At 58.7% G+C, this 23,645-nt stretch carries 25 protein-coding genes; 8 read left to right on the forward strand and 17 right to left on the reverse strand.

Translation table 11 applies throughout. From position 1 onward, the window contains the following. Window positions 1-43: 43 nt before the first annotated feature. Complete coding sequence (gene lrhA, locus ACTJJ6_RS05705; RefSeq protein WP_049300063.1) at window positions 44-988, reverse strand: transcriptional regulator LrhA; 945 nt, start codon at window positions 986-988, stop codon at window positions 44-46. Window positions 989-1,843: 855 nt separating this feature from the next. On the opposite strand from lrhA, the gene ACTJJ6_RS05710 reads away from it, so the two are divergent. Together ACTJJ6_RS05710 and yfbR are read left to right on the forward strand one after the other, a co-directional pair. After that, the gene (locus ACTJJ6_RS05710; RefSeq protein ID WP_004936047.1) at window positions 1,844-3,058 is read left to right on the forward strand and encodes a pyridoxal phosphate-dependent aminotransferase; all 1,215 of its coding nucleotides are present in this window, start codon (window positions 1,844-1,846) and stop codon (window positions 3,056-3,058) included. A gap of 107 nt (window positions 3,059-3,165) precedes the next feature. Further along, window positions 3,166-3,765, forward strand: a complete 600-nt coding sequence (yfbR, locus tag ACTJJ6_RS05715) for a 5'-deoxynucleotidase (protein ID WP_440803108.1) — start codon at window positions 3,166-3,168, stop codon at window positions 3,763-3,765. 27 nt (window positions 3,766-3,792) lie between these two features. Here the strand turns inward: yfbR and ACTJJ6_RS05720 are convergent, their stop codons facing one another. The 4 genes from ACTJJ6_RS05720 to yfbV all read right to left on the reverse strand — a co-directional run bounded on the left by ACTJJ6_RS05720 (window position 3,793) and on the right by yfbV (window position 7,489). After that, window positions 3,793-5,643: an SLC13 family permease gene (locus tag ACTJJ6_RS05720; protein WP_206194839.1), complete on the reverse strand. Its 1,851-nt coding sequence runs from the start codon at window positions 5,641-5,643 to the stop codon at window positions 3,793-3,795. Between the two features lie 79 nt (window positions 5,644-5,722). Further along, the gene (locus ACTJJ6_RS05725; protein ID WP_016926899.1) at window positions 5,723-6,379 is read right to left on the reverse strand and encodes a sugar phosphatase; all 657 of its coding nucleotides are present in this window, start codon (window positions 6,377-6,379) and stop codon (window positions 5,723-5,725) included. A gap of 17 nt (window positions 6,380-6,396) precedes the next feature. Next, entirely contained in the window at window positions 6,397-6,891 is a 495-nt protein-coding gene (locus ACTJJ6_RS05730) for a YfbU family protein (RefSeq protein WP_016926898.1), read from the reverse strand. A 142-nt stretch (window positions 6,892-7,033) separates the two neighbouring features. Then, the gene (gene yfbV, locus ACTJJ6_RS05735; protein ID WP_004936061.1) at window positions 7,034-7,489 is read right to left on the reverse strand and encodes a terminus macrodomain insulation protein YfbV; all 456 of its coding nucleotides are present in this window, start codon (window positions 7,487-7,489) and stop codon (window positions 7,034-7,036) included. Window positions 7,490-7,847: 358 nt separating this feature from the next. Between yfbV and ackA the strand changes: the two genes are divergently transcribed. Continuing rightward, window positions 7,848-9,050, forward strand: coding sequence for an acetate kinase (gene ackA / locus ACTJJ6_RS05740; protein WP_004936063.1), 1,203 nt, complete (start codon window positions 7,848-7,850; stop codon window positions 9,048-9,050). 74 nt (window positions 9,051-9,124) lie between these two features. Next, window positions 9,125-11,281, forward strand: coding sequence for a phosphate acetyltransferase (gene pta / locus ACTJJ6_RS05745; protein WP_028127748.1), 2,157 nt, complete (start codon window positions 9,125-9,127; stop codon window positions 11,279-11,281). A 73-nt stretch (window positions 11,282-11,354) separates the two neighbouring features. Here the strand turns inward: pta and ACTJJ6_RS05750 are convergent, their stop codons facing one another. The 7 genes from ACTJJ6_RS05750 to ACTJJ6_RS05780 form a co-directional block, all read right to left on the reverse strand. Next, complete coding sequence (locus tag ACTJJ6_RS05750) at window positions 11,355-11,777, reverse strand: putative T6SS immunity periplasmic lipoprotein (RefSeq protein ID WP_016926895.1); 423 nt, start codon at window positions 11,775-11,777, stop codon at window positions 11,355-11,357. Further along, window positions 11,774-12,313 (reverse strand): hypothetical protein, encoded by a 540-nt coding sequence (locus ACTJJ6_RS05755; RefSeq protein WP_016926894.1) that lies wholly within the window; start codon window positions 12,311-12,313, stop codon window positions 11,774-11,776. The genes ACTJJ6_RS05750 and ACTJJ6_RS05755 overlap by 4 nt, the downstream gene beginning before the upstream one ends. A gap of 222 nt (window positions 12,314-12,535) precedes the next feature. After that, window positions 12,536-13,495 carry a transketolase family protein gene (locus tag ACTJJ6_RS05760; protein ID WP_016926893.1) on the reverse strand — a complete coding sequence of 320 codons (960 nt, stop codon included), beginning with the start codon at window positions 13,493-13,495 and terminating at the stop codon, window positions 12,536-12,538. Beyond that, entirely contained in the window at window positions 13,488-14,339 is an 852-nt protein-coding gene (locus ACTJJ6_RS05765) for a transketolase (RefSeq protein ID WP_033639778.1), read from the reverse strand. Before ACTJJ6_RS05765 ends, ACTJJ6_RS05760 begins: the two co-directional genes overlap by 8 nt. 13 nt (window positions 14,340-14,352) lie before the next feature. Beyond that, the gene (locus tag ACTJJ6_RS05770) at window positions 14,353-15,732 is read right to left on the reverse strand and encodes a PTS ascorbate transporter subunit IIC (protein ID WP_016926891.1); all 1,380 of its coding nucleotides are present in this window, start codon (window positions 15,730-15,732) and stop codon (window positions 14,353-14,355) included. A gap of 23 nt (window positions 15,733-15,755) precedes the next feature. After that, a complete protein-coding gene (locus ACTJJ6_RS05775) occupies window positions 15,756-16,037 on the reverse strand; it encodes a PTS sugar transporter subunit IIB (RefSeq protein ID WP_015378585.1) in 282 nt (93 codons plus the stop codon). Window positions 16,038-16,129: 92 nt separating this feature from the next. Continuing rightward, a complete protein-coding gene (locus ACTJJ6_RS05780; protein WP_016926889.1) occupies window positions 16,130-16,573 on the reverse strand; it encodes a PTS sugar transporter subunit IIA in 444 nt (147 codons plus the stop codon). A 310-nt stretch (window positions 16,574-16,883) separates the two neighbouring features. Between ACTJJ6_RS05780 and ACTJJ6_RS05785 the strand changes: the two genes are divergently transcribed. Next, window positions 16,884-17,903: a LacI family DNA-binding transcriptional regulator gene (locus tag ACTJJ6_RS05785; protein WP_016926888.1), complete on the forward strand. Its 1,020-nt coding sequence runs from the start codon at window positions 16,884-16,886 to the stop codon at window positions 17,901-17,903. 54 nt (window positions 17,904-17,957) lie between these two features. Here the strand turns inward: ACTJJ6_RS05785 and yfcD are convergent, their stop codons facing one another. Both yfcD and yfcE read right to left on the reverse strand, forming a co-directional pair. Continuing rightward, the gene (gene yfcD / locus ACTJJ6_RS05790) at window positions 17,958-18,503 is read right to left on the reverse strand and encodes an NUDIX hydrolase YfcD (protein ID WP_004936086.1); all 546 of its coding nucleotides are present in this window, start codon (window positions 18,501-18,503) and stop codon (window positions 17,958-17,960) included. A 99-nt stretch (window positions 18,504-18,602) separates the two neighbouring features. Continuing rightward, a complete protein-coding gene (gene yfcE, locus ACTJJ6_RS05795; protein WP_016926887.1) occupies window positions 18,603-19,154 on the reverse strand; it encodes a phosphodiesterase in 552 nt (183 codons plus the stop codon). 233 nt (window positions 19,155-19,387) lie between these two features. On the opposite strand from yfcE, the gene yfcG reads away from it, so the two are divergent. The 3 genes from yfcG (at window position 19,388) to ACTJJ6_RS05810 (ending at window position 21,431) form a co-directional block, all read left to right on the forward strand. Further along, entirely contained in the window at window positions 19,388-20,017 is a 630-nt protein-coding gene (yfcG, locus tag ACTJJ6_RS05800) for a GSH-dependent disulfide bond oxidoreductase (RefSeq protein WP_016926886.1), read from the forward strand. Window positions 20,018-20,128: 111 nt separating this feature from the next. After that, the gene (folX, locus tag ACTJJ6_RS05805) at window positions 20,129-20,500 is read left to right on the forward strand and encodes a dihydroneopterin triphosphate 2'-epimerase (protein ID WP_004936094.1); all 372 of its coding nucleotides are present in this window, start codon (window positions 20,129-20,131) and stop codon (window positions 20,498-20,500) included. Between the two features lie 16 nt (window positions 20,501-20,516). Beyond that, on the forward strand, window positions 20,517-21,431 hold the full coding sequence (locus ACTJJ6_RS05810) for a TIGR01777 family oxidoreductase (RefSeq protein WP_049300066.1): 915 nt from the start codon (window positions 20,517-20,519) through the stop codon (window positions 21,429-21,431). A 7-nt stretch (window positions 21,432-21,438) separates the two neighbouring features. On the opposite strand, the gene hisP is transcribed toward ACTJJ6_RS05810, so the two are convergent. From hisP to ACTJJ6_RS05825, 3 genes are read right to left on the reverse strand one after another with little or no spacing between them, the layout of a single operon-like run. Continuing rightward, entirely contained in the window at window positions 21,439-22,212 is a 774-nt protein-coding gene (gene hisP, locus ACTJJ6_RS05815) for a histidine ABC transporter ATP-binding protein HisP (protein WP_004936098.1), read from the reverse strand. Window positions 22,213-22,232: 20 nt separating this feature from the next. Next, entirely contained in the window at window positions 22,233-22,937 is a 705-nt protein-coding gene (locus ACTJJ6_RS05820; protein ID WP_004936100.1) for an ABC transporter permease, read from the reverse strand. Further along, window positions 22,934-23,620 (reverse strand): histidine ABC transporter permease HisQ, encoded by a 687-nt coding sequence (locus ACTJJ6_RS05825; RefSeq protein WP_016926884.1) that lies wholly within the window; start codon window positions 23,618-23,620, stop codon window positions 22,934-22,936. The genes ACTJJ6_RS05820 and ACTJJ6_RS05825 overlap by 4 nt, the downstream gene beginning before the upstream one ends. Window positions 23,621-23,645 lie beyond the last annotated feature (25 nt).

Consider the following 23,645-nt stretch of genomic DNA (forward strand, 5'->3'; position numbering starts at 1 on the left):
TCCGCCGAAGCAGAGGTTTTTCATCAGATATCACGCCGCGGCGTTATTCTTCTTCGTCCACCAGGCTGGCATCATCCTGATCGCTCTGGAGACCGGCTTCCGCGCCGTTGAAGCCATAGCTGTCATCGCCGCCCTGCATCGCGCTGAAGATGGCCATGGCCAGTTCGTTGCTGCACTGCGCGTTTTTGCACAGCACATACTGGGTATCCGGCAGCGGCGGCAAACCTTCCACCGCGCCCAGCACCCGCAGATCGGGGCTCATCATCTCGATCGGCCGCGCGGTCACGCCCAGGCCGGCCTTACAGGCCGCCCGCACCGCGGACAGCGTGGAGGCGACGTAGGCGATACGCCACGGGATACCGGCTTCGTCCAACTGTTTGATCGCCAACGCGCGGAACGGGCTTGGTTCATCCATCACCACCAGCGGGATAGGTTCGCCGGCCTGATAGTGATAATCGGCAGCGCAGTACCACAGCGTCGGCGACGTGCGCAGCACGATGTGCGGGTGCCCGGCCGGATCGGCCGTGGTCACCGCCAGATCGATCTCCCCCTCTTCCAGCAGATCGACCATCGTCGTGCTGCGCTTTACGCGCACATCAATGGCCAGCTTCGGATAAATGGCGGTCACGCGGTTCAACAAGAAAGGCAGAATGGTATCGGCGGTGTCGTCGGAAGCGCCGATGGTCAGAACACCTTTAATATTGTTGTACATCAGCGAGGTACAGGCTTCGTCGTTAAAGCGCAGGATCTTCCTGGCATAACCGAGAAGCTGAATACCATGCTCAGTCAGGAGTTTGTTGCGCCCATGGCGGGCAAACAGTTCTTTGCCGACCAGTTGCTCTAATCGCTGCATTTGTTGGCTGACGGCTGATTGCGTACGGCAAACGGCAACAGCCGCCGCCGCGAAGGTATTCAAATCAGCAACCGCAACAAAGGTTCTTAGCAGATCGAGGTCGAGATTAAGTATCGGACGATTTGCAGTTGTCATAGTGTATTCTTCACTTTTTTAAATTCTAATTTACGAACTACTACCCTGGTGTGTTTCTCAGACGCCGTTGAAAAGGACGGAGCCTGTTATGACAGTACCCCACTCATAAGTGGAGGGCAAAAAAATTACTTATGATTCGTTACCTCTATCGCTTTTTAAAATGCGATCTATCGATGGTGCTTATAGAACGCGGGGGACTGAATACCGGTGGGAAGGGAAAACCCCCACCGAACCTGAGATTTTACTCATTGATACTGCCTAATTTCCACTCCATTCGTGCTACTGAGAATCCTTATCAACCGGCGTTCAGGCTGCATTACAGAGTAAGAAAAATAAATAATTAACGGCACCAACGTCGTGTTATCACTCAATGAATTTAATAAATTCAATCAGTAAGATTTTTACTTTAAATAATAATCCTATAACCACATAAACAATGCTTAAGCTGAAATATAAAGTAAAGCTAATGTAAATATGCCATTTTTTTAGTGTGGTGCGCTAACCGGCAACCCGCTATCAGACAACTCCGGTATTATCGTTCCTTTACAGTTTATTGAAGCCTATTCTCACTTTCGGCTTATCAGTTCACTGCTGCCGGCCGCGATCGCCGACACGTCTCGTTTATCGACACGTGATTTTACAGAACAAAACCCTAGTAAAATTATAGTTCATGAAATTATGAACCACAAAATAACTTTACCTTTGCTTATCATAACTAAAATCCCCCGTTACGACATGCATTTGCACCAAAGGCGTGCAAAACCCTTCAAAAGCAACTACGCCAGGAGTACATTGGGCGGGTTGCGGCGTCCCACGGTAGGAGCGCCCCTATCCCAGCAAAAGGCTCAACTTTTTATGTCCCCCATTGAGAAATCCAGCAAACTGGACAACGTCTGCTATGACATTCGCGGCCCGGTGCTTAAAGAAGCTAAACGTCTTGAAGAAGAAGGCAACAAAGTCCTGAAACTGAACATCGGCAACCCTGCCCCGTTCGGTTTCGACGCCCCGGACGAAATCCTGGTCGACGTGATCCGCAATCTGCCCACGGCGCAAGGCTACTCCGACTCCAAGGGCCTCTTCTCGGCGCGTAAAGCGATCATGCAGCACTATCAGGCGCGCAACATGCGTGACGTGACCGTTGAGGATATCTACATTGGCAACGGCGTCTCGGAGCTGATCGTTCAATCCATGCAGGCGCTGCTCAACAGCGGCGACGAAATGCTGGTGCCGGCGCCGGACTACCCGTTGTGGACCGCCGCGGTCTCGCTGTCCGGCGGCAAAGCCGTGCACTATCTGTGCGATGAGCAGGCCGGCTGGTTCCCGGATCTGGACGACATCATCAGCAAGATCACCCCGCGCACCCGCGGCATCGTGATCATCAACCCGAACAACCCAACCGGCGCGGTCTACAGCAAAGCGCTGCTGGAACAGATCGTCGAGATCGCCCGTCAACACAACCTGATCATCTTCGCCGACGAGATCTACGACAAGATCCTGTATGACGAAGCGGAGCATCATTCGATCGCTGCGCTGGCACCGGATCTGCTGACTGTGACCTTCAACGGCCTGTCGAAAACCTACCGCGTGGCGGGCTTCCGCCAGGGCTGGATGGTGCTGAACGGGCCGAAGAAGCACGCCAAAGGCTATATCGAAGGGCTGGAGATGCTGGCTTCGATGCGCCTGTGCGCCAACGTGCCGATGCAGCACGCCATTCAGACCGCGCTGGGCGGTTATCAAAGCATCAGCGAATTCATTCAGCCCGGCGGCCGTCTGTACGAACAGCGCAACCGCACCTGGGAACTGCTCAATGACATTCCGGGCGTCTCATGCGTGAAGCCGCAGGGCGCGCTGTACATGTTCCCGCGCATCGATGCCAAACGCTTCAATATCCATGACGACCAGAAGCTGGTGCTGGATCTGTTGCTGCAGGAAAAAGTGCTGCTGGTGCAGGGGACCGCATTCAACTGGCCCTATCCGGATCATGTGCGCATCGTCACCCTGCCGCGCGTAGACGAGCTGGAAATGGCGGTCGGCAAGCTGGGCCGCTTCCTTGAAGGCTACCATCAGTAATCGCCTGGGGCGCAGCGCCTTGCTGCGCCCTTCTCTCATTGCCCGGTTGCAAAATTCGCCGTCACTGCTTCACAATGGGGGCCTCACTTGCCGTTAAAGAGAGCACCATGAGCCAGAGCCATTTCTTCGCCCATCTGTCCCGCTTGAAACTGATCAACCGCTGGCCACTGATGCGCAACGTGCGCACCGAGAACGTCTCCGAACACAGTCTGCAGGTGGCTTTTGTCGCCCACGCGTTGGCGGTGATCAAGAACCGCAAGTTCAACGGCAATCTCAACGCCGACCGGGTTGCGCTGCTGGCGATGTATCACGACGCCAGCGAAGTGATCACCGGCGACATGCCGACGCCGATCAAGTACTACAATCCGCAGATCTCCCACGAGTACAAGAAGATCGAAAAGATCGCCCAGCAAAAGCTGCTGGACATGATCCCCGCGGAACTGCGCAACGATTTCCGCACCATTCTCGATGAGCACTATTACAGCGAAGATGAAAAGCAGGTGGTAAAGCAGGCGGACGCATTATGCGCCTACCTGAAATGCCTGGAGGAGCTGTCTGCCGGTAACAACGAATTTACCCTGGCCAAGGCGCGGCTGGATAAAACCCTGGAACAGCGCCGCAGCCCGGAAATGGACTACTTCATGGAAGTGTTCATTCCCAGTTTCAGTCTGTCATTGGACGAAATCAGCCTCGACAGCTCGCTGTAACCCCGCCGGCGCAGCCTCGTTGCGCCGTTAAAAATCGTAGAGCCACGGCACCACAATCACGCTGACCGCCATCACCAACAGGGTGAACGGCACGCCGAGCCGCACGAAATCGCCGAACTTGTAATTGCCCGGCCCCAGCACCAGCGTATTGACCGGTGAAGAAACCGGCGTCATAAAGGCGGCGGACGCGGCGACGGCGATAATCATCGCGAACGGGTATGGCGATACCCCCATTTCGCGCGCGGCGGCGATGGCGATCGGCGCCATCAGCACTGCCGTCGCGGTATTGGAAATAAACAGGCCGATGGTGGCGCACAAGACGAACAGGCACAGCAGCATCACGCGCGGCCCCGCGCCGCCGGCGATGTCCATCAGCCCGCTGACGATCAGATCCACCCCGCCGGTCTTTTGCAGCGCCTGCGCGAACGGCATCATGCCGACGATCAAAATAATGCTCGGCCAATGGATCGATTTATAGGCGCTCTCCATATCGATGCAGCGGAACTTGCCCATCAGCAAACAGGCGATCAGCGCCGCGATCGGGTTGGGGATTTCGTCGGTCAGCATCATCGCCACCATCAGCGCCAGGCAAAACAGCGCATGCGGCGCCTGCGTGATGGCCGGCGCCACTTCGTCCACCTCGGCCGGCAGATTGAGCACGATAAAGTCGTGGGTTTTGGCCTGCAGCTGACGAATCGCCTTCCAATCGCCGATCACCAGCAAGATGTCGCCCAGTTCCAGCGGCTCGTCCACCAACTTGCCGCCCAGCGTCTCGCCGTGGCGGCGGATGCCCACCACGTTCAGATCGTAACGGCTGCGGAACGCCGCTTCGCGCAGGCTTTTGCCCAGCAGCGCCGAGTCCGGGATCAGCGACACCTCCGCCATGCCGACGTTGCGCGACTGTTCCGAGAAGTAATCGCCGCGCAGCACCATCGGCTCCAGCCGCTGCTCGCCGCAGAATTCGCGCAGATCGACCTGGCTGTCCGACATGTCGATCAAGAGGACGTCGCCCTCGCGCAGTTCGGTGTTGCCGGAGGCGCTGACCATCACCCGCCGGAAGCGTTTCCAGCGCTCGATGCCCACCACGTTGGCGCCATAGCGCGCGCGCAGGTGCAGCTCGTCCAGCGAACGCCCGATCAGCGGCGAAGCGCTACGGACAGCCAACCGCCGCGCGCGGCCGGTCAGCTTGTAATCGCGGATCAGGTCACGGAAGGTGCGGCGCTGCCAGTCGTCGCCGGCTTTGCCCGTGTCGCCGCTGCCCAGCCAACGCCGGGCAATCAGCATGTAACCGACGCCCAGCGCCAGCACCGCCAGGCCAATGGGCGTCACGCTGAAGAAACCGAAACCATGGATGCCTTCACGCACCAGTTCGCTGTTGACCACCATGTTGGGCGGCGTGGCCACCAGCGTCATCATGCCGCTGATCAGCCCGGCGAAGCTGAGCGGCATCATCAGCCGCCCCGGCGCGATCTTCATTCTCGCCGTCACGCTGAGCACCACCGGGATAAAGATCGCCACCACGCCGGTCGAGCTCATAAATGCCCCCAATCCGGCGACCGTCACCATCAGCAGCATCAACATTTTGGTTTCGCTGCTGCCGGCCACTTTCACCAGCCAGTCGCCCACCTGATAAGCCACGCCGGTGCGCACCAGCCCTTCGCCGATCACGAACAGCGCGGCGATCAAAATCACATTGGGATCGCTGAAACCGACCGTCGCCTCCTGCAAGCTGAGCGTGCCGCTCAGCACGAAAGCGATGATCACCAACAGCGCCACCACGTCCATCCGCAGCTTGTTGGTGGTAAACAGCACGATGGCAATCAGCAGTAAACTCAGCACCCACAGTAATTCGCTGTTCAAAACGGCCTCATCCGGCAAATGTCCAAGGGTCTAAAAAATAGCATAAAAAAACCCCGCCGAAGCGGGGTCTAATCAATTAGGGTGAAGATCATGCCGCTTAAACTAGCCGGCGAACGATCGCGCCCTGCGCCGTTTTATCGACGGCGATCTGCGCCAGCGAATCCAGCCGCAGGTCGACCTGCTCCAGCTTCGGCGCATCGGCCGGGGCGTTGACCGCAATCACCTGGCAACCCGCCGCCAGGCCGGAGAGAATGCCGGCCGGCGCGTCTTCGACCACTACGCACTCGTGCGGCGCCAGCCCCAGGCGCTCGGCGCCCAGCAGATAGGCGTCGGGCTGCGGCTTGCCATGTTTAACCTGCTCGGCGGTGATGAACACCGCCGGCTGCGGTAAACCGCCGGCCTGGCGGCGAGCGCCGGCCACCGGCACCGAACCGGAGGTGACGATCGCCCAAGGGATGCCGAGCGCGTTCAGGCGCTCCAGCAACGCAATCGCGCCCGGCAGCGCGCGAACGCCATCGGTATCCTGCGCTTCCACCTGCTCCAGCAATTGGAATTCGCGCTGAATTTCCGCTTCGCTTTCGCCCGGCATAAAATGGCGCAGAGAAGTAATGGCCTGTTTACCGTGAATGAAGTCCAGCACCGCTTGCGGGTCGACGCCGCGGCGCTCGGCCCAGTGCGTCCAGGCGCGCTCTACCGCCGGCAGCGAATCCACCAGGGTGCCATCAAGATCGAACAGAAAACCCTTACACTCCACAGAAAACCTCTTCTTAATCAAGCATTGATGATTTGCGCTATCTCAACGGCGCTCAAGTGATACTGGCGCGGACAGGCCAACCAGATCGCCAGCATACGCTGGTATTTTTCCCACATTTTGGTCTGGGCGTTAAAACCGTGGCTGCCGGAATCAAAGTGAGTATAACGCCCCTCGGTGCTGACCAGGAAACGCACGTAACTCAGGTAGCGCGCCTCGGTCGCGGCGTCGAAGCCGAGAAACGCCAGGCGGCGCTCGTCCAGATCCTGCTTCTCTTTCAGGTTGCCCCAGGAAACCTGCAGCGCATGATGCATTTCCATCACGTTGATGATGGTGCGGCACACCTCTTCGCTCAGTTCGCCGAAGTCGCGATCCAGCTCGCGCATTTGCAAACCGAAGCCGCGTTCGACGATGGTTTGCAACCGGCGATAACGATCGCCGTTGTCCGGATCGAGCAAGGTCATCATCTTGTACTGATTCGACAGGATCAGCCGCTGGGCGTTGGTCATTTCCATCAGGATTTCCTCATTTCTGTGTGATGGCGGGAGCATCGCACAGCGCAAGAACGCAGGAAATCACAACTCGACCGTTCTTTGATTTAAACCGGGGTTATTGGCGCTTAGACGAAAAAGGCCGCACAACGCGGCCTTTTTTCATTTACAGATCGTCGAGGAAGGTTTTGTCCAGCTGCTTGAAGGCGCGCTTGAGCAAATCAGCCAACGTCTGATAGGTCGGCGTGCCTTCGAGCGGCGCCACCGCCTGTCCGGCTTCCGTCAGCTTGTTGCGCACCTCATGGAACCATTGCAGCAGCGTCGGCGGCAGCGGCGTGACCGAACGGCGCCCCAGCCACCACAAGCCCTGCATCGGCAGGCTGCAGGCGAACAGCGCGGTGGCGATCGCCGGGCCCAGTTGGCCGCCGAGCGCGATCTGCCAGGTCAGCGTGAAAATCGCCAACGGCGGCATGAAACGGATAGCGAAACGGGTGGCACGCGCAACGCGGTTCTCCGGAAAGACCGGTGCCAGACGTTTGTCTGACGGCCAGGTTTTCATATAATGCTGCCCGCGCTGGAAGACCTGAAACCAGCTTACGGAACCGGACGGTTTGCTCGTCATTGCGTACCTCAACGTCACGTAAAGAAACTAAAAGCGTGCTGCCAGAGCCCATACTAAAAAATTTGAAGCTTTAAATTTATTTTGTGTTTGCACCGGGCTATCGGTATCCTAAGCCGGCCTTGTGGCCGGTAGAAGATGACGTAAATTTTGTCAACTTTTAGCCCTATAAAAATCAAGATTATTTAAACCGCAGAGAAATCATCGGTTTTTCCATCATCCTGTGATTTGTGCACTTCACATGATGTTAATCATAAATGTCATCGGCACTATGCGCTACGCTTGTTGTCTGATTGACGATTAATTCACCACGTGTGTTCGATTTTCTTTTAACAACACGACTATTTAAGTAGGTACTTCCATGTCGAGTAAGCTAGTACTGGTTCTTAACTGCGGCAGTTCTTCTCTGAAATTCGCCATCATCGATGCCGTTAACGGCGACGAATTCCTCTCCGGTTTGGCCGAGTGTTTCCACCTGCCTGAAGCTCGCATCAAGTGGAAAATGGACGGCGCCAAACACGAAGCTGCCCTGGGGGCCGGCGCTGCACACAGCGAAGCGCTGAACTTCATTGTTAATACTATTCTGGCACAAAAACCAGAGCTTTCCGCGCAGCTGACCGCTATCGGCCACCGCATCGTGCACGGCGGCGAGAAGTTCACCGCCTCCGCCGTGATCAACGACGAAGTTCTGCAGGGTATCAAAGATTCCGTGCCGTTTGCACCACTGCACAACCCAGCTCACCTGATCGGCATCGCGGAAGCGCTGAAATCCTTCCCTCACCTGGCTGACAAGAACGTTGCCGTGTTCGACACCGCGTTCCACCAGACCATGCCGGAAGAATCTTACCTGTACGCCCTGCCGTACAGCCTGTACCGCGACCATGGCGTTCGCCGCTACGGCGCACACGGCACCAGCCACTTCTACGTGACTCAGGAAGCCGCGAAGATGCTGAACAAGCCGGTGGAAGAAGTGAACGTGATCACTTGCCACCTGGGCAACGGCGGTTCCGTCACCGCAGTGCGCAACGGCCAGTGCGTTGACACCTCCATGGGTCTGACCCCGCTGGAAGGCCTGGTAATGGGCACCCGCAGCGGTGACATCGATCCGGCTATCATCTTCCACCTGCACGATTCTCTGGGCATGAGCGTTGACCAGATCAACAAGATGCTGACCAAAGAATCCGGCCTGCTGGGCCTGACCGAAGTCACCAGCGACTGCCGCTACGTTGAAGACAACTACGACAGCAAAGCCGACGCCAAACGCGCCATGGACGTGTTCTGCCACCGTCTGGCCAAATACGTCGGCGCCTACAGCGCGCTGATGGAAGGCCGTCTGGACGCGGTGATCTTCACCGGCGGCATCGGCGAGAACGCCGGCATGGTGCGTGAGCTGACCCTGAACAAACTGGGTCTGCTGGGCTTCGAAATCGACCACGACCGCAACATGGCCGCTCGCTTCGGCAAATCCGGCGCCATCACCAAAGACGGCAGCCGCCTGGCGCTGGTGATCCCGACCAACGAAGAGTTGGTCATCGCGCAGGACGCATCCCGCCTGACCGCGTAATGCTCTCAAAACACCGTCAGCCCAGGCTGACGGTGTTGTTTTAGCCTCATGTTAATCGTGAAGAGGACTATTCTGTGTCACGTACTATTATGTTGATCCCCACCGGCACCAGCGTCGGCCTGACCAGCGTCAGCCTGGGTGTCATCCGCTCCATGGAGCAAAAAGGCGTTCGTCTGAGCGTGTTCAAGCCTATCGCTCAACCGCGCACCGGCGACAACGCGCTCGACCAGACCACCACCATCATCCGCAGCAACTCCACCATCCCGGCGGCCGAACCGCTGCGCATGGATTACGTTGAAGGCCTACTGAGCTCCAACCAGCAAGACGTACTGATGGAAGAGATCGTGGCGCGCTACCACGAGAACACCAAAGACGCGGAAGTGGTGCTGATCGAAGGCCTGGTGCCGACCCGCAAACACCAGTTCGCCAACGCGCTGAACTACGAGATCGCCAAAACCCTGAACGCCGAGATCGTCTTCGTACTGGCGCTGGGTAACGACTCCCCGGCGCAGCTGAAAGAGCGCATCGAACTGGCGCGCACCAGCTTCGGCGGCAGCAAGAACAAAAACATCACCGGCGTTATCATCAACAAGCTGAACGCGCCGGTCGACGATCAGGGCCGCACCCGTCCTGACCTGTCCGAAATCTTCGACGACTCCACCAAAGCCAGCATCGCCCACGTCGATCCTGCGCAGCTGTTCGCCAACAGCCCGCTGCCGGTTCTGGGCTGCGTGCCGTGGAGTTTCGATCTGATCGCCACCCGCGCCATCGACATGGCTCGCCACCTGAAGGCCCGCGTGGTCAACGAAGGCGACATCATGACCCGCCGCGTGAAGTCCGTGACCTTCTGTGCGCGCAGCATCCCGCACATGCTGGAACACTTCCGCCCAGGCTCCCTGCTGGTGACCTCCGCAGACCGTCCTGACGTGCTGGTCTCCGCCTGCCTGGCGGCGATGAACGGCGTGGAAATCGGCGCCATCCTGCTGACCGGCGGCTACGCCATCGATGAGCCGATCAAGAAGCTGTGCGAACGCGCCTTCCAGACCGGCCTGCCGGTGTTCATGGTCGACACCAACACCTGGCAGACCTCGCTGAGCCTGCAGAGCTTCAACCTCGAAGTGCCGGCGGACGACCACCAGCGCATCGAGAAAGTGCAGAACTACGTGGCCAGCCACATCAGCACCGAGTGGATCGATTCGCTGACCGCCACCTCCGAACGTTCACGTCGCCTGTCTCCACCGGCGTTCCGTTACGAGCTGACCGAGCTGGCGCGTAAAGCCGGCAAGCGCATCGTGCTGCCGGAAGGCGACGAGCCGCGCACCGTGAAAGCGGCGGCCATCTGTGCCGAACGCGGCATCGCGGAATGCGTGCTGCTCGGCAACCCGGACGAGATCCAGCGCGTCGCGGCGGCGCAAGGCGTTGAGTTGGGCAAAGGCATCGAAATCGTCGATCCGGTCGCCGTGCGTGAAAACTACGTGCCGCGTCTGGTTGAGCTGCGCAAGAGCAAGGGCATGACCGAAGTGGTCGCGCGCGAGCAGTTGGAAGACAACGTGGTGCTCGGCACCCTGATGCTGGAACAGGGCGAAGTCGACGGTCTGGTCTCCGGCGCGGTTCACACCACCGCCAACACCATTCGTCCGCCGTTGCAGCTGATCAAAACCGCGCCGGGCAGCTCGCTGGTGTCCTCCGTGTTCTTCATGCTGTTGCCTGACCAGGTACTGGTCTACGGCGACTGCGCGATCAACCCGGATCCGACCGCCGAGCAGCTGTCTGAAATCGCCATCCAGTCTGCGGATTCCGCCGCGGCCTTCGGCATCGAGCCGCGCGTGGCGATGATCTCCTACTCCACCGGCAACTCCGGTGCGGGCAGCGACGTCGAGAAAGTGCGCGAAGCGACCCGTCTGGCGCAGGAAAAACGCCCGGATCTGATCATCGACGGCCCTCTGCAGTACGACGCCGCCATCATGGCCGACGTTGCCAAGTCCAAGGCGCCGAACTCGCCGGTGGCCGGCCAGGCGACCGTGTTCATCTTCCCGGATCTGAACACCGGCAATACCACCTACAAAGCGGTACAGCGCTCCGCTGACCTGGTCTCCATCGGCCCGATGCTGCAAGGCATGCGCAAGCCGGTGAACGACCTGTCGCGCGGCGCACTGGTTGACGATATCGTCTACACCGTCGCGCTGACGGCGATCCAGTCTTCCCAGGCTGACGCTGCCGCCAAGGCGTAATTCATCGCCAAACGAAACAAGGGCCGGCATTGCCGGCCCTTGTTATTTCATTCATCCCTTCTCTGACTTTTTATTACTCCGCGCTGGCAATAACCTGCGAAATCTGGCCGTCACTGATTTTCAGCGAGAAACTGCGCTGCCAGAAACGTTTCGAATCCGCATCCTGAGGATCCACGGTACTGATTGCTACGGTGTATGGCATATTGCTCTCAAATGCTTTGAACGAGTATGGGATACACCGGCCGGGCGTGATCGTCTCAGCGGGCTTTGGCGGTAGAATGGTCCTGCGCCAGAGTTCATGCGTTTGGCTACCCAACCGTTGTTCAATAGCGATACTGACCAGACTGACCCTGCCACTCTGTGTTTGGTAGGTCTGCGGCAAAGAGAAACAGAGATCATTTCCCCGTAGCGTAATATCCGCAGTGTAAAAACGTTGCTTTTCAAGCATACAACCACTGAGCAACATCATCATGATGAGGGTATAGATTCTTCTCATTTCAGGTTTTTCCTGTCGGTAGGAGCATTAAGAAATCTTTTCAAAACATGCTCATAACGGCTTTTCAAATCTGGACCTATAATACCCTGCATCAGCTTCACCTCAAACCACCGTTCTTTTCCATAACGAGAAAGGATGAAGTAATCTGCAAGAAGGCTGGCTTGCGCCTCCATACCATAATCAGCTAATGAGTAGTAATCGGGCAGCGAGTATTTATAAGTTACCGCCCAGCTCATTATTCCCCGTAGCCGGACGTTCATCCCCATCTGATACTGCCATACGTGGGCCATTTCATGCATGAACCACCATAGATAGCGCGTTGTTTCTGTGGAAAAATCTTCCCTGAAGTGTTTTTCAGGCCAATAAAGTTCACCATTAGGCGTAACGGCCGTTTCCTCATTCTGCAAACCAAACGGGAAATAGCTCGCGTTATGCACTTTAACAAGACTGTAGTCGATGGCATTTTTATAGAGAGAGCGGGATAGCGTGATCTCGCCTAGCGTCAGCCTTCTGAATGAGCCTCTTGCTGTTATCATTATTCACTCCATGAATATAATTTATTGTATTTATTGATTTATTTTTATTATCTATTTTTATCCAAGCATTGACCACCTATTATTCACCGAAAACAAAAAGCCCCCTAAGGGGCTTATCCGTTAATAATACGTGAGTCATGACTCAAAATTCCGGGGGAAGGTATATGCTTTATCCAGAGCACCGAGCCTCATTCGTTACAGCAGTTGTTATTGACTCAAGAACTACTTTTGCAGCAACTGCCCGGCAGCCTCCAGAATATGTTCGGCGGTCAGGCCATACTCCTGCTGTAAAAACGCCTGGGTGCCCACCTGGCCGTAACGCTCCTTCACTCCCACGCGCCGCATCGGCGTCGGGCACTCTTCCGCCAGCACCTCCGCCACCGCCGATCCCAGCCCGTTATGAATGCTGTGGTTCTCACAGGTGACGATGCGTCCGGTCTTGGCCGCGTAGGTTTTGATCAGTTCACGGTCGATAGGCTTGAGGGTGAACATATCGATCACCGCCGCGCTGACGCCCTGCCGCGCCAGCATCTCCGCCGCTTTCAACGCCTCCGCCACCATGATGCCGTTGGCGATCAGCGTGACGTCGTCGCCATCGCGCAGCAGGTTGCCCTTGCCGATGGTAAAGCGCGAGCCTTCCTGGTAGATGCGCGTCGCCTGCTTGCGAATGGTGCGCACCCAGTAGAAGCCGCGCAGATCCATCAGTTGGCGCAGAATGTCGGCGAACATGGTGGCGTCGGTCACTTCCAGCACCACCGAATGCGCCAGCCCGCGCACAATGCCCATGTCCTCGAACGACATGTGGGTGCCGCCGTTGTGGCAGGCGCTTACCCCGGCGTCGGAAGCGATCACCTTGACGTTGTTGCGCTGATAATCCAGCGACATGAACAGCTGATCGAAACAGCGGCGGCTGGCGAAGGCGGTGAAGGTATGCACGAACGGCACCCGGCCGGTAAGCGACAGCCCGGCGGCGACGCCGATCACGTTGGCCTCCATGATGCCGCAGTTGATCACGTGCTGCGGGTGATCCTTGTGCACGCCGTCCATCGCCATCGAGCTCATCAAATCCGCCTCCAGCGCGATGATCGGCGCGCCCGCCTCAATCTGCCGCCGCACCGCGCCGGCGTAGACTTTGCGCATTTCGACGGCGTCGTTTTCCAACTGCGTCACTACGTTAAACATGGGCGGCCTCCAGTTCGGCGATGGCTTTTTCGATCTCCAGCTGCACGTCCGGCGTCAGGCGCAGGTGGTGTGAGTTCGACAGGTTTTCCAGATAGGTCACGCCCTGTCCCTTGATGCTGTCGAGCACGATCGCCAGCGGCCGCTGTTCGCCGCCGCGCGCCGGCGCTACCGCCGCCAGCAGCGCCGCGATGTCGTCGCCCTTGATGGTTTGCACCTCAAAGCCGAAGGCGCGGAACTTGGCGGCCAGATCGAACGGTTGGATCACCTCGTCCAGCGCGCCGTCCAGCTGTTGCTTGTTGTAATCGATAAACAGCGTCAGGTTGTTCAGGTTGTGGTGGGCGATAAACTGGAACGCCTCCCAGCACTGCCCTTCATTCAGCTCTCCGTCGCCGAGGATGCTGAACACCCGATTGCGCCGCCCCGCCAGCCGATGGGATAACGCCATGCCGGCGGCGATCGACACGCCCTGCCCCAGTGAGCCGGTGGTGGCGTCCACGCCGCGCGTGCGCAGCCGGTCCGGGTGGCTCGGCAGGCGCGTGCCGTTCTGGTTGAGGGTCTTCAGTTCCGCCAGCGGGAAGTAGCCCTTGATCGCCAGCGTGCTGTACAGCGCCGGGCCGGCGTGCCCTTTCGACAGCACGAAGTCATCGCGCTCCGGCCAGTCCGGGTCCGCCGGATCGATGCGCATCACGCCGCCGTACAGCACCGCCAGCGTCTCCACCACCGACATGCAGCCGCCGTAGTGGCCGAAGCCCAGCCCGGTCAGCGCTTTCAGCGTTTCCAGACGGATCGCGCGCGCCAGAGTGCGCAGCTCTTCAATTTCCGTTTCGCTCGTTGTGTCGTTCATCAGTCTGCCCTCGTTATTTCTCGACGCGGTCAGCGGCCGGCGCGCCTTTGCGTTTTCTCAAGAAGTTATGCGCCACCAGCAGCGCGAACACGGCGACGATCGCCAGCATGATCATCTCCTTCGACATAAAGCGCGCCATATTGCCCAGCAGGATGCCGATCACGCCGAAATCGGCGTCGGAGAAGGTGGTGTTGGCAAAGCCAAGCGCCCCCAGCACCGGCAACAGCAGCACCGGCAGGAAGGTGATCAGCAGTCCGTTGGCGAAGGCGCCCAGCATCGCGCCGCGCCGCCCGCCGGTCGCGTTGCCGAACACCCCGGCGGTAGCGCCGGTGAAGAAATGCGGCACCACGCCGGGCAGGATCAGCACCATCTTCAGTTGCCCCAGCAGGAACAGCCCGGCCAACCCGCCAAGGAAGCTGAACAGGAAGCCGATCAGCACCGCGTTGGGGGCATAGGGATAAACCACCGGGCAATCCAGCGCCGGCCGCGCGTTAGGCACCAGTTTTTCCGAGAAGCCGGTGAACGCCGGCACGATCTCCGCCAGAATCAAGCGCACGCCCTGCAGAATGATGAACACCCCGGCGGCGAAGGTGATGGCCTGGATAATCGAATACACCAGGTAGTTCTGGCCGCCACTGAGCTCGCTTTCCACATAGGCCCGCCCGGCGCAGATCGCCAGGATCAGGTAGATGACGATCATGGTCATCGAGATCGAAATGGAACTGTCACGCAGGAAGCTGAGGTTTTTCGGCAGGTTCATCTCCTCGGTCGAGCGCGAGTTCTTACCCACCTTCGAGCCGATCCAGCCGGACAGCACATAGCCCAGGGTGCCGAAGTGGCCGAAAGCGATATCGTCGTTGCCGGTGATGCGGCGCATATAGCGCTGGGCGATCGCCGGGAAGAACGCCATCACCAGCCCCAGGGTCAACGCGCCGGTAAACACCAGTTGAACGCCCTCGAAGCCCGCCACCGTCAGGATGATGCCGATCATGCAGGCCATGTAGAAGGTGTGGTGGCCGGTGAGGAAGATGTATTTCAGCCGGGTGAAGCGCGCCACCACGATGTTCGCCACCATGCCGAACGCCATGATCAAGGCGGTGGAAGCGCCGTATTTCTCCAGCGCGATAGAGACGATCGCTTCGTTGTTCGGAATGATGCCCTGAATATTAAATGCGTGTTCGAACATGCCGCCCAACGGATTGAGCGACCCGACCAATACCGTGGCGCCGCCGCCCAAAACGATAAAGCCGAGAATGGTTTTTACCGTGCCTTTCACCACGTCGGAAAAGGATTTCTTTTGCGCCAGCAAACCGATCAGCGCAATAAGCCCGACCAGCACCGAAGGCACCTTTAATATATCCACCACAAACTTAAGCGTTTCCTGGATAAACATATCCACCTCGCCAATCGTTTTATTCAGAGGATTGAGTGGGCTTCGAAGTAAGCGCGCAGCTTGGCTTCCAGCTCATTGATGTCGATGATGTTGCTGATCACCACCAGCTGCTCGGCCGGCACGCTGGCGCTGTCGGCAATGTCTTTCGCCATCACGAACACGTCGGCTGCGCCGGGGGTGGCCGACGACAGATCGGAGTGTTCGACCTCGGCCTCCACGCCCATTTTTTTCAGCACCTTTTTAATATTCATTTCCACCATAAAACTGCTGCCGAGACCAGAACCGCAAATCGCCATGATTTTCATGATATCCACCTGTTGAATTTAGCGTGTAGGGTAGCGCCGCCGGTCATATTCCCGGCGTTGTTAGCATTAATCGTGCTCCTGGTGATTAAACGTTAATAGCGGGCGATAATATCCTCGATTTGTCGTTTATCTTTGGCGTGAAATAACGCCTCCATTGCCTGATTGTCTGAAAATAATTCAGCCAGTTGCGAAATCAATTCGATGTGGCTGTTGCCGTCAGGCGCGGAAAGCGTCACCACCACCTGAACCGGATCGTTATCCGCGGAATGAAAGTTCACCCCCTGATGGATCTTCAACAGCGATAACCCCAGCGCGTTGGCGCCCTCCTCGGGCCGGGCGTGTGGCATGGCGATGCCCGGCGCCAGGACGAAGTAAGGGCCGAGCTTCTCCTGCTGATGAAAGATGGCCGTCAGATAATTCGGCGTAATCACGCCGTCTTGCAGCAGCGGCTGCGCGCTCAGCGTTACCGCCTGGCGCCAGTCCTCCACCCGTTCGCACAGCTGTATATGATCGGCGGTCAGCCACTCTTTCAGCACGTTATCCTCCCGAGAATCGATGATTGCGGCCGGTGATTAATTCACCGACGACGGTAAAACTTTAATCAACCCCTCCCGGCCACACAGTGATGGATATCACAAAGATAGCGCTACCAAAGCGCTATCATGCAGATCTGTGATAGCGCTATCAAAACGCCGCGCCGCGGCATGACGTTAACCACAATTTTTTCTCGCTCTTTCGGGTAACGGGGTAGAATGTGCCACATACGGGGATCGTCGAAGCCGCGCCGTCGGCTTCCCACCCTCACCATTTTTATGCGCCGCGCGCGCATTTCAGTCGGGATTTGGCATGTCGATCGGTAAAAAACGACGCAGCACGGGCAGGGTGACGTTGGCTGACGTAGCGCAGCTGGCGGGCGTCGGCACCATGACGGTGTCGCGCGCGCTGCGCACGCCGGAGCAGGTTTCAGACAAACTGCGCGAGAAGATTGAAGCCGCGGTGAGCGAGTTAGGGTATCTGCCCAACCTGGCCGCCAGTTCGCTGGCGTCGGCCTCCTCCTACACCATCGCCATGGTGGTGCCCAGCCTGTCCGAATCCGGCTGCGCCGAGATGTTCGCCGGTCTGCAGAAAGTGCTGCAGCCCGCCGGCTATCACATCATGCTGGCGGAGTCGCAGCACCACCTGGAACGCGAGGAGAGACTGCTGGAGACCCTGCTCTCTTACAACCTGGCGGCGGCGGTGCTGCTCAGCGTCGAGCATTCGCAAAATGCCCGCAACGCGTTGATCGCCGCCAACATTCCGGTGGTGGAGATCGGCGCCGTGCGCGCCGATCCGATCGACATGAGCATCGGCATCGATTACGTGGCGGCCATGTATCAGCTGACGCAAACGGTGATCGCCGGCGGCTATCAGAATATCGGGCTGCTGTGCGCCAATCAGGAACAGTGGATTTTCCAGCAGCACCTGCAGGGTTGGCACAAGGCGCTTCTGCGCAACCATATGTCGCCGCATCGGGTGATCAACGCCGCGCAGCCCGCCAGCTTCAGCACCGGCGCGCAGCAGCTGCCGGAATTTTTGCTGGCCTGGCCGGAGCTGGACGCGCTGGTGTGCGCCTCGGACGAACTGGCCGGTGGCGCGCTGTATGAATGCCAGCGGCGGCGCATCAAGGTGCCGGACAATCTGGCGGTGGTGGGGTTCGGCAACAGCGAGTTCAGCCGGGTGTGCCAGCCGCCGCTGACCACCATGACCATTCCGCATCGCGACATCGGCATTCAGGCCGGCCAGGCGCTGCTGGCGCGGCTGAACGAGCAACCCTGGCAACCGGCGGGCTCCCTGCCCGCCACGCTGTGCCGCCGCGACAGTTGCTGAATCCACAGCATAAAAAAAGCCGGTCGATGACCGGCTTTCTCACGCGTTGGCGTCTCAGTGGTTGTCGAGCGGCTTACCGTAATCCTGTTCGTTGTTGCGCGTCAGCCACAGCGACAGCGCCTTCAGCGAATCCGGGGTAAACTCGTCGCAGCGCGCGGTGATCTCTTCCGGCGTCAGCCAGCACACTTCAGCCACTTCTTCTTCCTGCAGCGCGAACGGGCCGTGCGATACGCAGCTGAACAGCGCCCCCCACACCCGGCACTGCTCTTCTTCGAAGTAGAACAGACCGTGTTCGGCGAAGGGCACGCCGGCGATGCCCAGCTCTTCTTCCGCCTCGCGGCGCGCCGAATCCAGTACGTTTTCACCGCTTTGCACTACGCCACCCGCCGTCGCGTCAAGCCAGCCCGGGTAGAAGTCCTTGATCTCGGTGCGACGCTGCACCAGAATTTTTCCCATCCCATCATGCACCACAATATAGGTAGCACGATGACGCAGCCGCTCCGCCCGCATCTGTTGACGACTGGATTGCGCAATCACCTCGTTTTGCTCGTCGACGATATCAACCCATTCGGTATCTGCAGCCTGACCCTGTTCCGCCATCCTCTAAAACCTTCTATTTTGGCGCGATGCATCCCGCGCGCTGGTTAATCAATGAGTGTTTTTCAAAGATTTTTATTGTGTGTGTATAAATTAGTGCGTTTAGCGTGTTAACGCCACCTCCGCGACGACCTTGCCGTCGTCGAGCGCCAGCACGCGCAAAGTGCCCCGATCCAACATGCCGTAGCTGGCCGGAAAGCCCCCTTTCGGGATGCTGACCGAGCCTGGATTGAAGCAATAGATCTCACCCTGCCGCTCCGCCTGCGGCAGATGCGTATGGCCGTAGGCCAGGACGTCACCGCGGGATAACGGCGGCAGTGCCGAGGGATGATAAAGGTGACCGTGGGTCAAAAACAATCGTCTTTTTTGCAGTAAAACCTGTTGCCAGGGCGCCTCGATGGGAAACGTCAGCAGCATCTGATCGACCTCGCTGTCGCAATTGCCGCGAACGGCGATGATCTTGTCGCTATAGCGATTCAATCGTTCGGCAACCTGAGCGGGCTGATACCCGGCGGGCAGCGCGTTGCGCGGGCCGTGATTCAGCAAATCACCCAGAAGAATCAGCCAGTCGGCGCCGTGTTGTGCGAACAATTCCAGCACGCGTTCGGTAGCCGGCAGCGATCCGTGGATATCCGAGGCGAACATCAGCTTCATAACCTTGTCCTATAGAGGGAAATAAGCGCCATTTTACCGCGCCGGCGCCGTGCGGCAAACCGCCGACCGCCCCGGTGGAGAATTGTGATCCAACTGCGCAGATAGCATCGGACGAATCCCACATAGCCTGCTATCCTTAGCTGCTATTGTTGGATCTCTGATATACCTTTGTGCGCGGCGAAGACCGCAGCAACGTGTAATGAATTACAGATCACCTTACCGCAGGAGGCAACATGATTGACCTGTATTACGCGCCTACTCCCAATGGTCACAAGATCACCTTGTTTCTGGAAGAGGTCGGCTTGCCCTACCGTATCCATCGCGTAAACATCAGCGCCGGCGAGCAGTTCAAACCGGACTTTCTGAGCATTTCTCCCAACAACAAAATCCCGGCGATCGTCGATCAGCAACCGGTGGACGGCGGCGCGCCAATCAGCCTGTTCGAGTCCGGGGAAATCCTGCTGTATCTGGCGGAGAAGACCGGCAAGCTGCTGAGCAAGGGCCTGCGCGAACGCGCCGCCACCCTGCAGTGGCTGTTCTGGCAGGTGGCCGGGTTCGGGCCGATGCTCGGGCAGAATCATCACTTTAATCACTACGCGCCGCAGCCGGTGCCTTACGCCATCGAGCGTTACCATCTGGAGACCAAGCGGCTGTACGGCGTGCTGGAAGCTGAACTGCAAAAACACCCGTACCTGGGCGGCGACAACTACAGCATCGCCGATATCGCCACCTACCCGTGGGTGGTGTCGCATCCGCGCCAGCGCATCGATCTGGCAGATTACCCGGCGGTGCGCAACTGGTTCGAGCGCATCAGCAACCGCCCGGCGACCGAGCGCGCCTACAAACTGGCCGAACAAGCCTAAGCGCCTCCCCCGACTCCCCGTCGGCCGGGGAGTCACATCGTCCTCACGTTATCATTTCCTTACTTTCCGTGTATTCTGAACGCTAATAATCAGACCTATGGAGAATCTCTGATGTCTTTCAGTCAACCCGACGCCGTTATTCGCATTAAAAATCTGCGGCTGCGCACGTTCATCGGTATCAAGGAAGAGGAAATCAACAACCGGCAGGACGTTCTGATCAACGTGGTGATCCACTACCCGGCGGATAAGGCGCGCAACAGCGAAGACATCGCCGACGCGCTCAACTACCGCACCATCACCAAAGCGATCATCCGCCATGTGGAAGATAACCGTTTCGCATTGCTGGAAAAATTAACGCAGGATGTGCTCGACATCGTAAAAGAACACGCCTGGGTAACCTATGCTGAAGTGGAGATAGATAAACTTCTGGCTCTGCGCTACGCCGATTCGGTCTCCATGACCATGAGCTACCGCCGGGGCTAACTCAGGGAGGTCGACCATGCGGATCCTGATCACCGGCGCAACGGGATTGATAGGCAGCAGCCTGACGGCAAGACTGCTGGCGCTTTCTCACCACATTACGGTACTGACCCGCGACGAGCGGCGCGCCCGAGCCAGGCTGGGCGACCGGCCGAGCTATTGGCAAACGCTGGACGACCGGCAGTCGCTGGATGACTTCGACGCAGTGATCAACCTCGCCGGCGAACCTATCGCCGACAAGCGCTGGAGCGCGCAGCAGAAAGAGCGCCTGTGCCGCAGCCGCTGGGATCTGACCGAACGGTTGGCGCAGCTGATCAAGGCCGGCAGCACGCCCCCCGGCGTGCTGATTTCCGGTTCCGCCGTCGGCTACTACGGCGATCAGGGGCAGGCGGTGGTCACCGAAGAGGAGCCGCCGCACGACGAATTCACCCACCAGCTGTGCCAACGCTGGGAAGCGCTGGCGCTGCAGGCGCAGAGCGACGCCACCCGCGTCTGCCTGCTGCGCACCGGCGTGGTGCTGGCGCCACAAGGCGGCGCGCTGGCCAAAATGCTGCCGCCGTTCCGCTTCGGGCTGGGCGGCCCGATCGGCGACGGCCGCCAATATCTGCCGTGGATCCATCTCGACGACATGGTCAACGGCATTATTTATCTGCTGGATCACGCCACGCTGACCGGCCCGTTCAACATGGTCGCCCCCTACCCGGTGCATAACGAACAGTTCGTCGCCCAACTGGCCAACGTGCTCGATCGCCCGGCGTTTCTGCGGGTGCCGGCGTTCGTCATGCGCTTGTTGATGGGGGAAGCGGCGGTGCTGGTGCTCGGCGGCCAGCGGGCGGTGCCGAAACGGCTGGAAGAAGCCGGCTTCCACTTCCGCTATCTGGAGTTGGAACAGGCGTTGGATGACGTGATCAATCAGCGGGCCGAAGCCCGCTGATCTGACGTTACTTCAACGCGCCGGACAGGAACTGCTGCAGGCGCGGGCTTTTGGGGTTGCCGAACAGCTCGGCCGGCGGCCCCTGTTCTTCAATCAACCCTTTGTGCAGGAAGATCACGTGGTTGGAAACGTGGCGCGCAAACTCCATTTCGTGCGTCACCACCACCATGGTCTTCCCCTCCTCCGCCAGCTTCTGCATGATGCGCAGCACCTCGCCCACCAGTTCGGGATCCAGTGCCGACGTCGGTTCGTCAAACAGCAGCACCTCCGGCTCCATCGCCAATGCGCGGGCGATAGAGACGCGCTGCTGCTGGCCGCCCGACAGGTGCACCGGGTATTTGCCGCGCGCCCGCTCGTCGATGCCCACTTTGTCCAGGTAGCGCACCGCGCGCTCGTGCGCGTCGGCCTTGCTCAGCCCCAGCACCTGCACCGGCGCTTCCATCACGTTCTCCAGCACCGTCATGTGGCTCCACAGGTTAAAGTGCTGAAATACCATGGTCAGGCGGGTGCGCAACAGCTGCAGCTGCTTCTTGTCGAATACCTTCAGTTGGCCGTCCTTGTCGCGCACCATGCGAATATCTTCGTTGTTCAGACTGATCGAACCTTCGCTCGGCTTCTCAAGGAAGTTGATGCAGCGCAGAAAGGTGCTTTTGCCGGAGCCGGAGGAGCCGATGATGCTGATCACATCCCCGGCGTTGGCCGCCAGCGAGACGCCCTTCAGCACTTCGTGGTCGCCATAGCGTTTGTGCAGTTCCGTGACGGCTAATTTATTCTCAGACATGGTTTTCTTCCCGTCATTTATCAGTGACTAACGTGTGCCATCCAGCGTTTCTCAGCTTTGCGGAACAGGCTGATTAACACGTAGGAGATGATCAGATACAGCACCGCCGCAATGCCGAAGGCGTAAAACGGCTGATAGGTCGCGGCGTTGATGTCGCGCGCGATCTTCAACAGATCCGGCACGGTGGCGGTAAACGCCAGCGCGGTGGAGTGCAGCATCAGGATCACTTCGTTGCTGTAAGCCGGCAGCGCGGTGCGCAGCGCCGAAGGCAAAATGATGCAGCGATACATCTTGAAACGCGAGAAACCGTAGGCGTTGGCGGCCTCGATTTCACCGTGCGGCACCGAGCGGATCGCCCCGGCGAAGATCTCGGTGGTATAAGCGCAGGTGTTGAGCGTCAGCGCCAGGATGGTGCAGTTGAGCCCGCTGCGGAAAAACGCATTGAGAAACTCGCTGCCGCGCACGATCTCGAGGCTATACATGCCGGAGTAGAACACCAGCAGTTGCACGTACAGCGGCGTACCGCGAAACACATAGGTGTAGAGCCACACCGGGAAACGCACCCAGCGAAGGGAAGAAACGCGCGCCACCGCCATCGGGATCGCCAGCAGCCCGCCCATCACCACCGAGGCAATCAGCAGCCACAGCGTGATCGCCACGCCGGTGAAGCGGTAGCCGTCACTCCACAGCAGCGACTGCCAATACTGTTGCAGGATCTCGATCATAGTTCGGCCCTCTTGACGCCCAGTGAGTAACGCCGTTCAAGCCACAGCAGCACGCCGTTGGAAACGGTAGTGAAGATCAGATACACCACGCCGGCCACGATGGCGAAGAAGAACGGCTGATAGGTGCCTTTTCCCGCCAGCTGCGTGGCTTTGACCACATCGTTCAGGCCGAGAATCGACACCAGCGCCGTCGCCTTCAGGATCACCTGCCAGTTATTGCCGATGCCCGGCAGGGCGAAACGCATCATCGCCGGGAACAGAATGCGCCGGAAGATCTGCGCGCCGCTGAAGCCATAGGCCGTCGCCGCTTCGATCTGCCCTTTCGGCACCGCCAGATAAGCGCCGCGGAAGGTCTCGGTAAAATAAGCGCCGTAGATAAAGCCGAGGGTAATGATGCCGGCGCCGAGCGGATCGATATCGATCTGCGCGAAGCCCAGCAGCGTAGTGATATTGTTCAGCGCGATTTGCAGACCGTAAAAAATCAGCAGCATCAGCACCAGATCGGGCACGCCGCGGATCAGCGTGGTATAGGCGCCGAACAGGCCGGAGATAAAGGGGTTATGAGACAGTTTGCCACCGGCGCCGATCAGGCCGATCACCACCGCCAGCAACACGGAACTGAGGGCCAGCTCCAACGTCACCAGAGCCCCCTCGAAAATCAGTTGGGAATAGCCTTGCAGCATCTACTTCACCCTGTGGTCTAGGATC

Source organism: Serratia sp. 22278 (assembly GCF_052045405.1).
Classification (GTDB): domain Bacteria; phylum Pseudomonadota; class Gammaproteobacteria; order Enterobacterales; family Enterobacteriaceae; genus Serratia; species Serratia marcescens.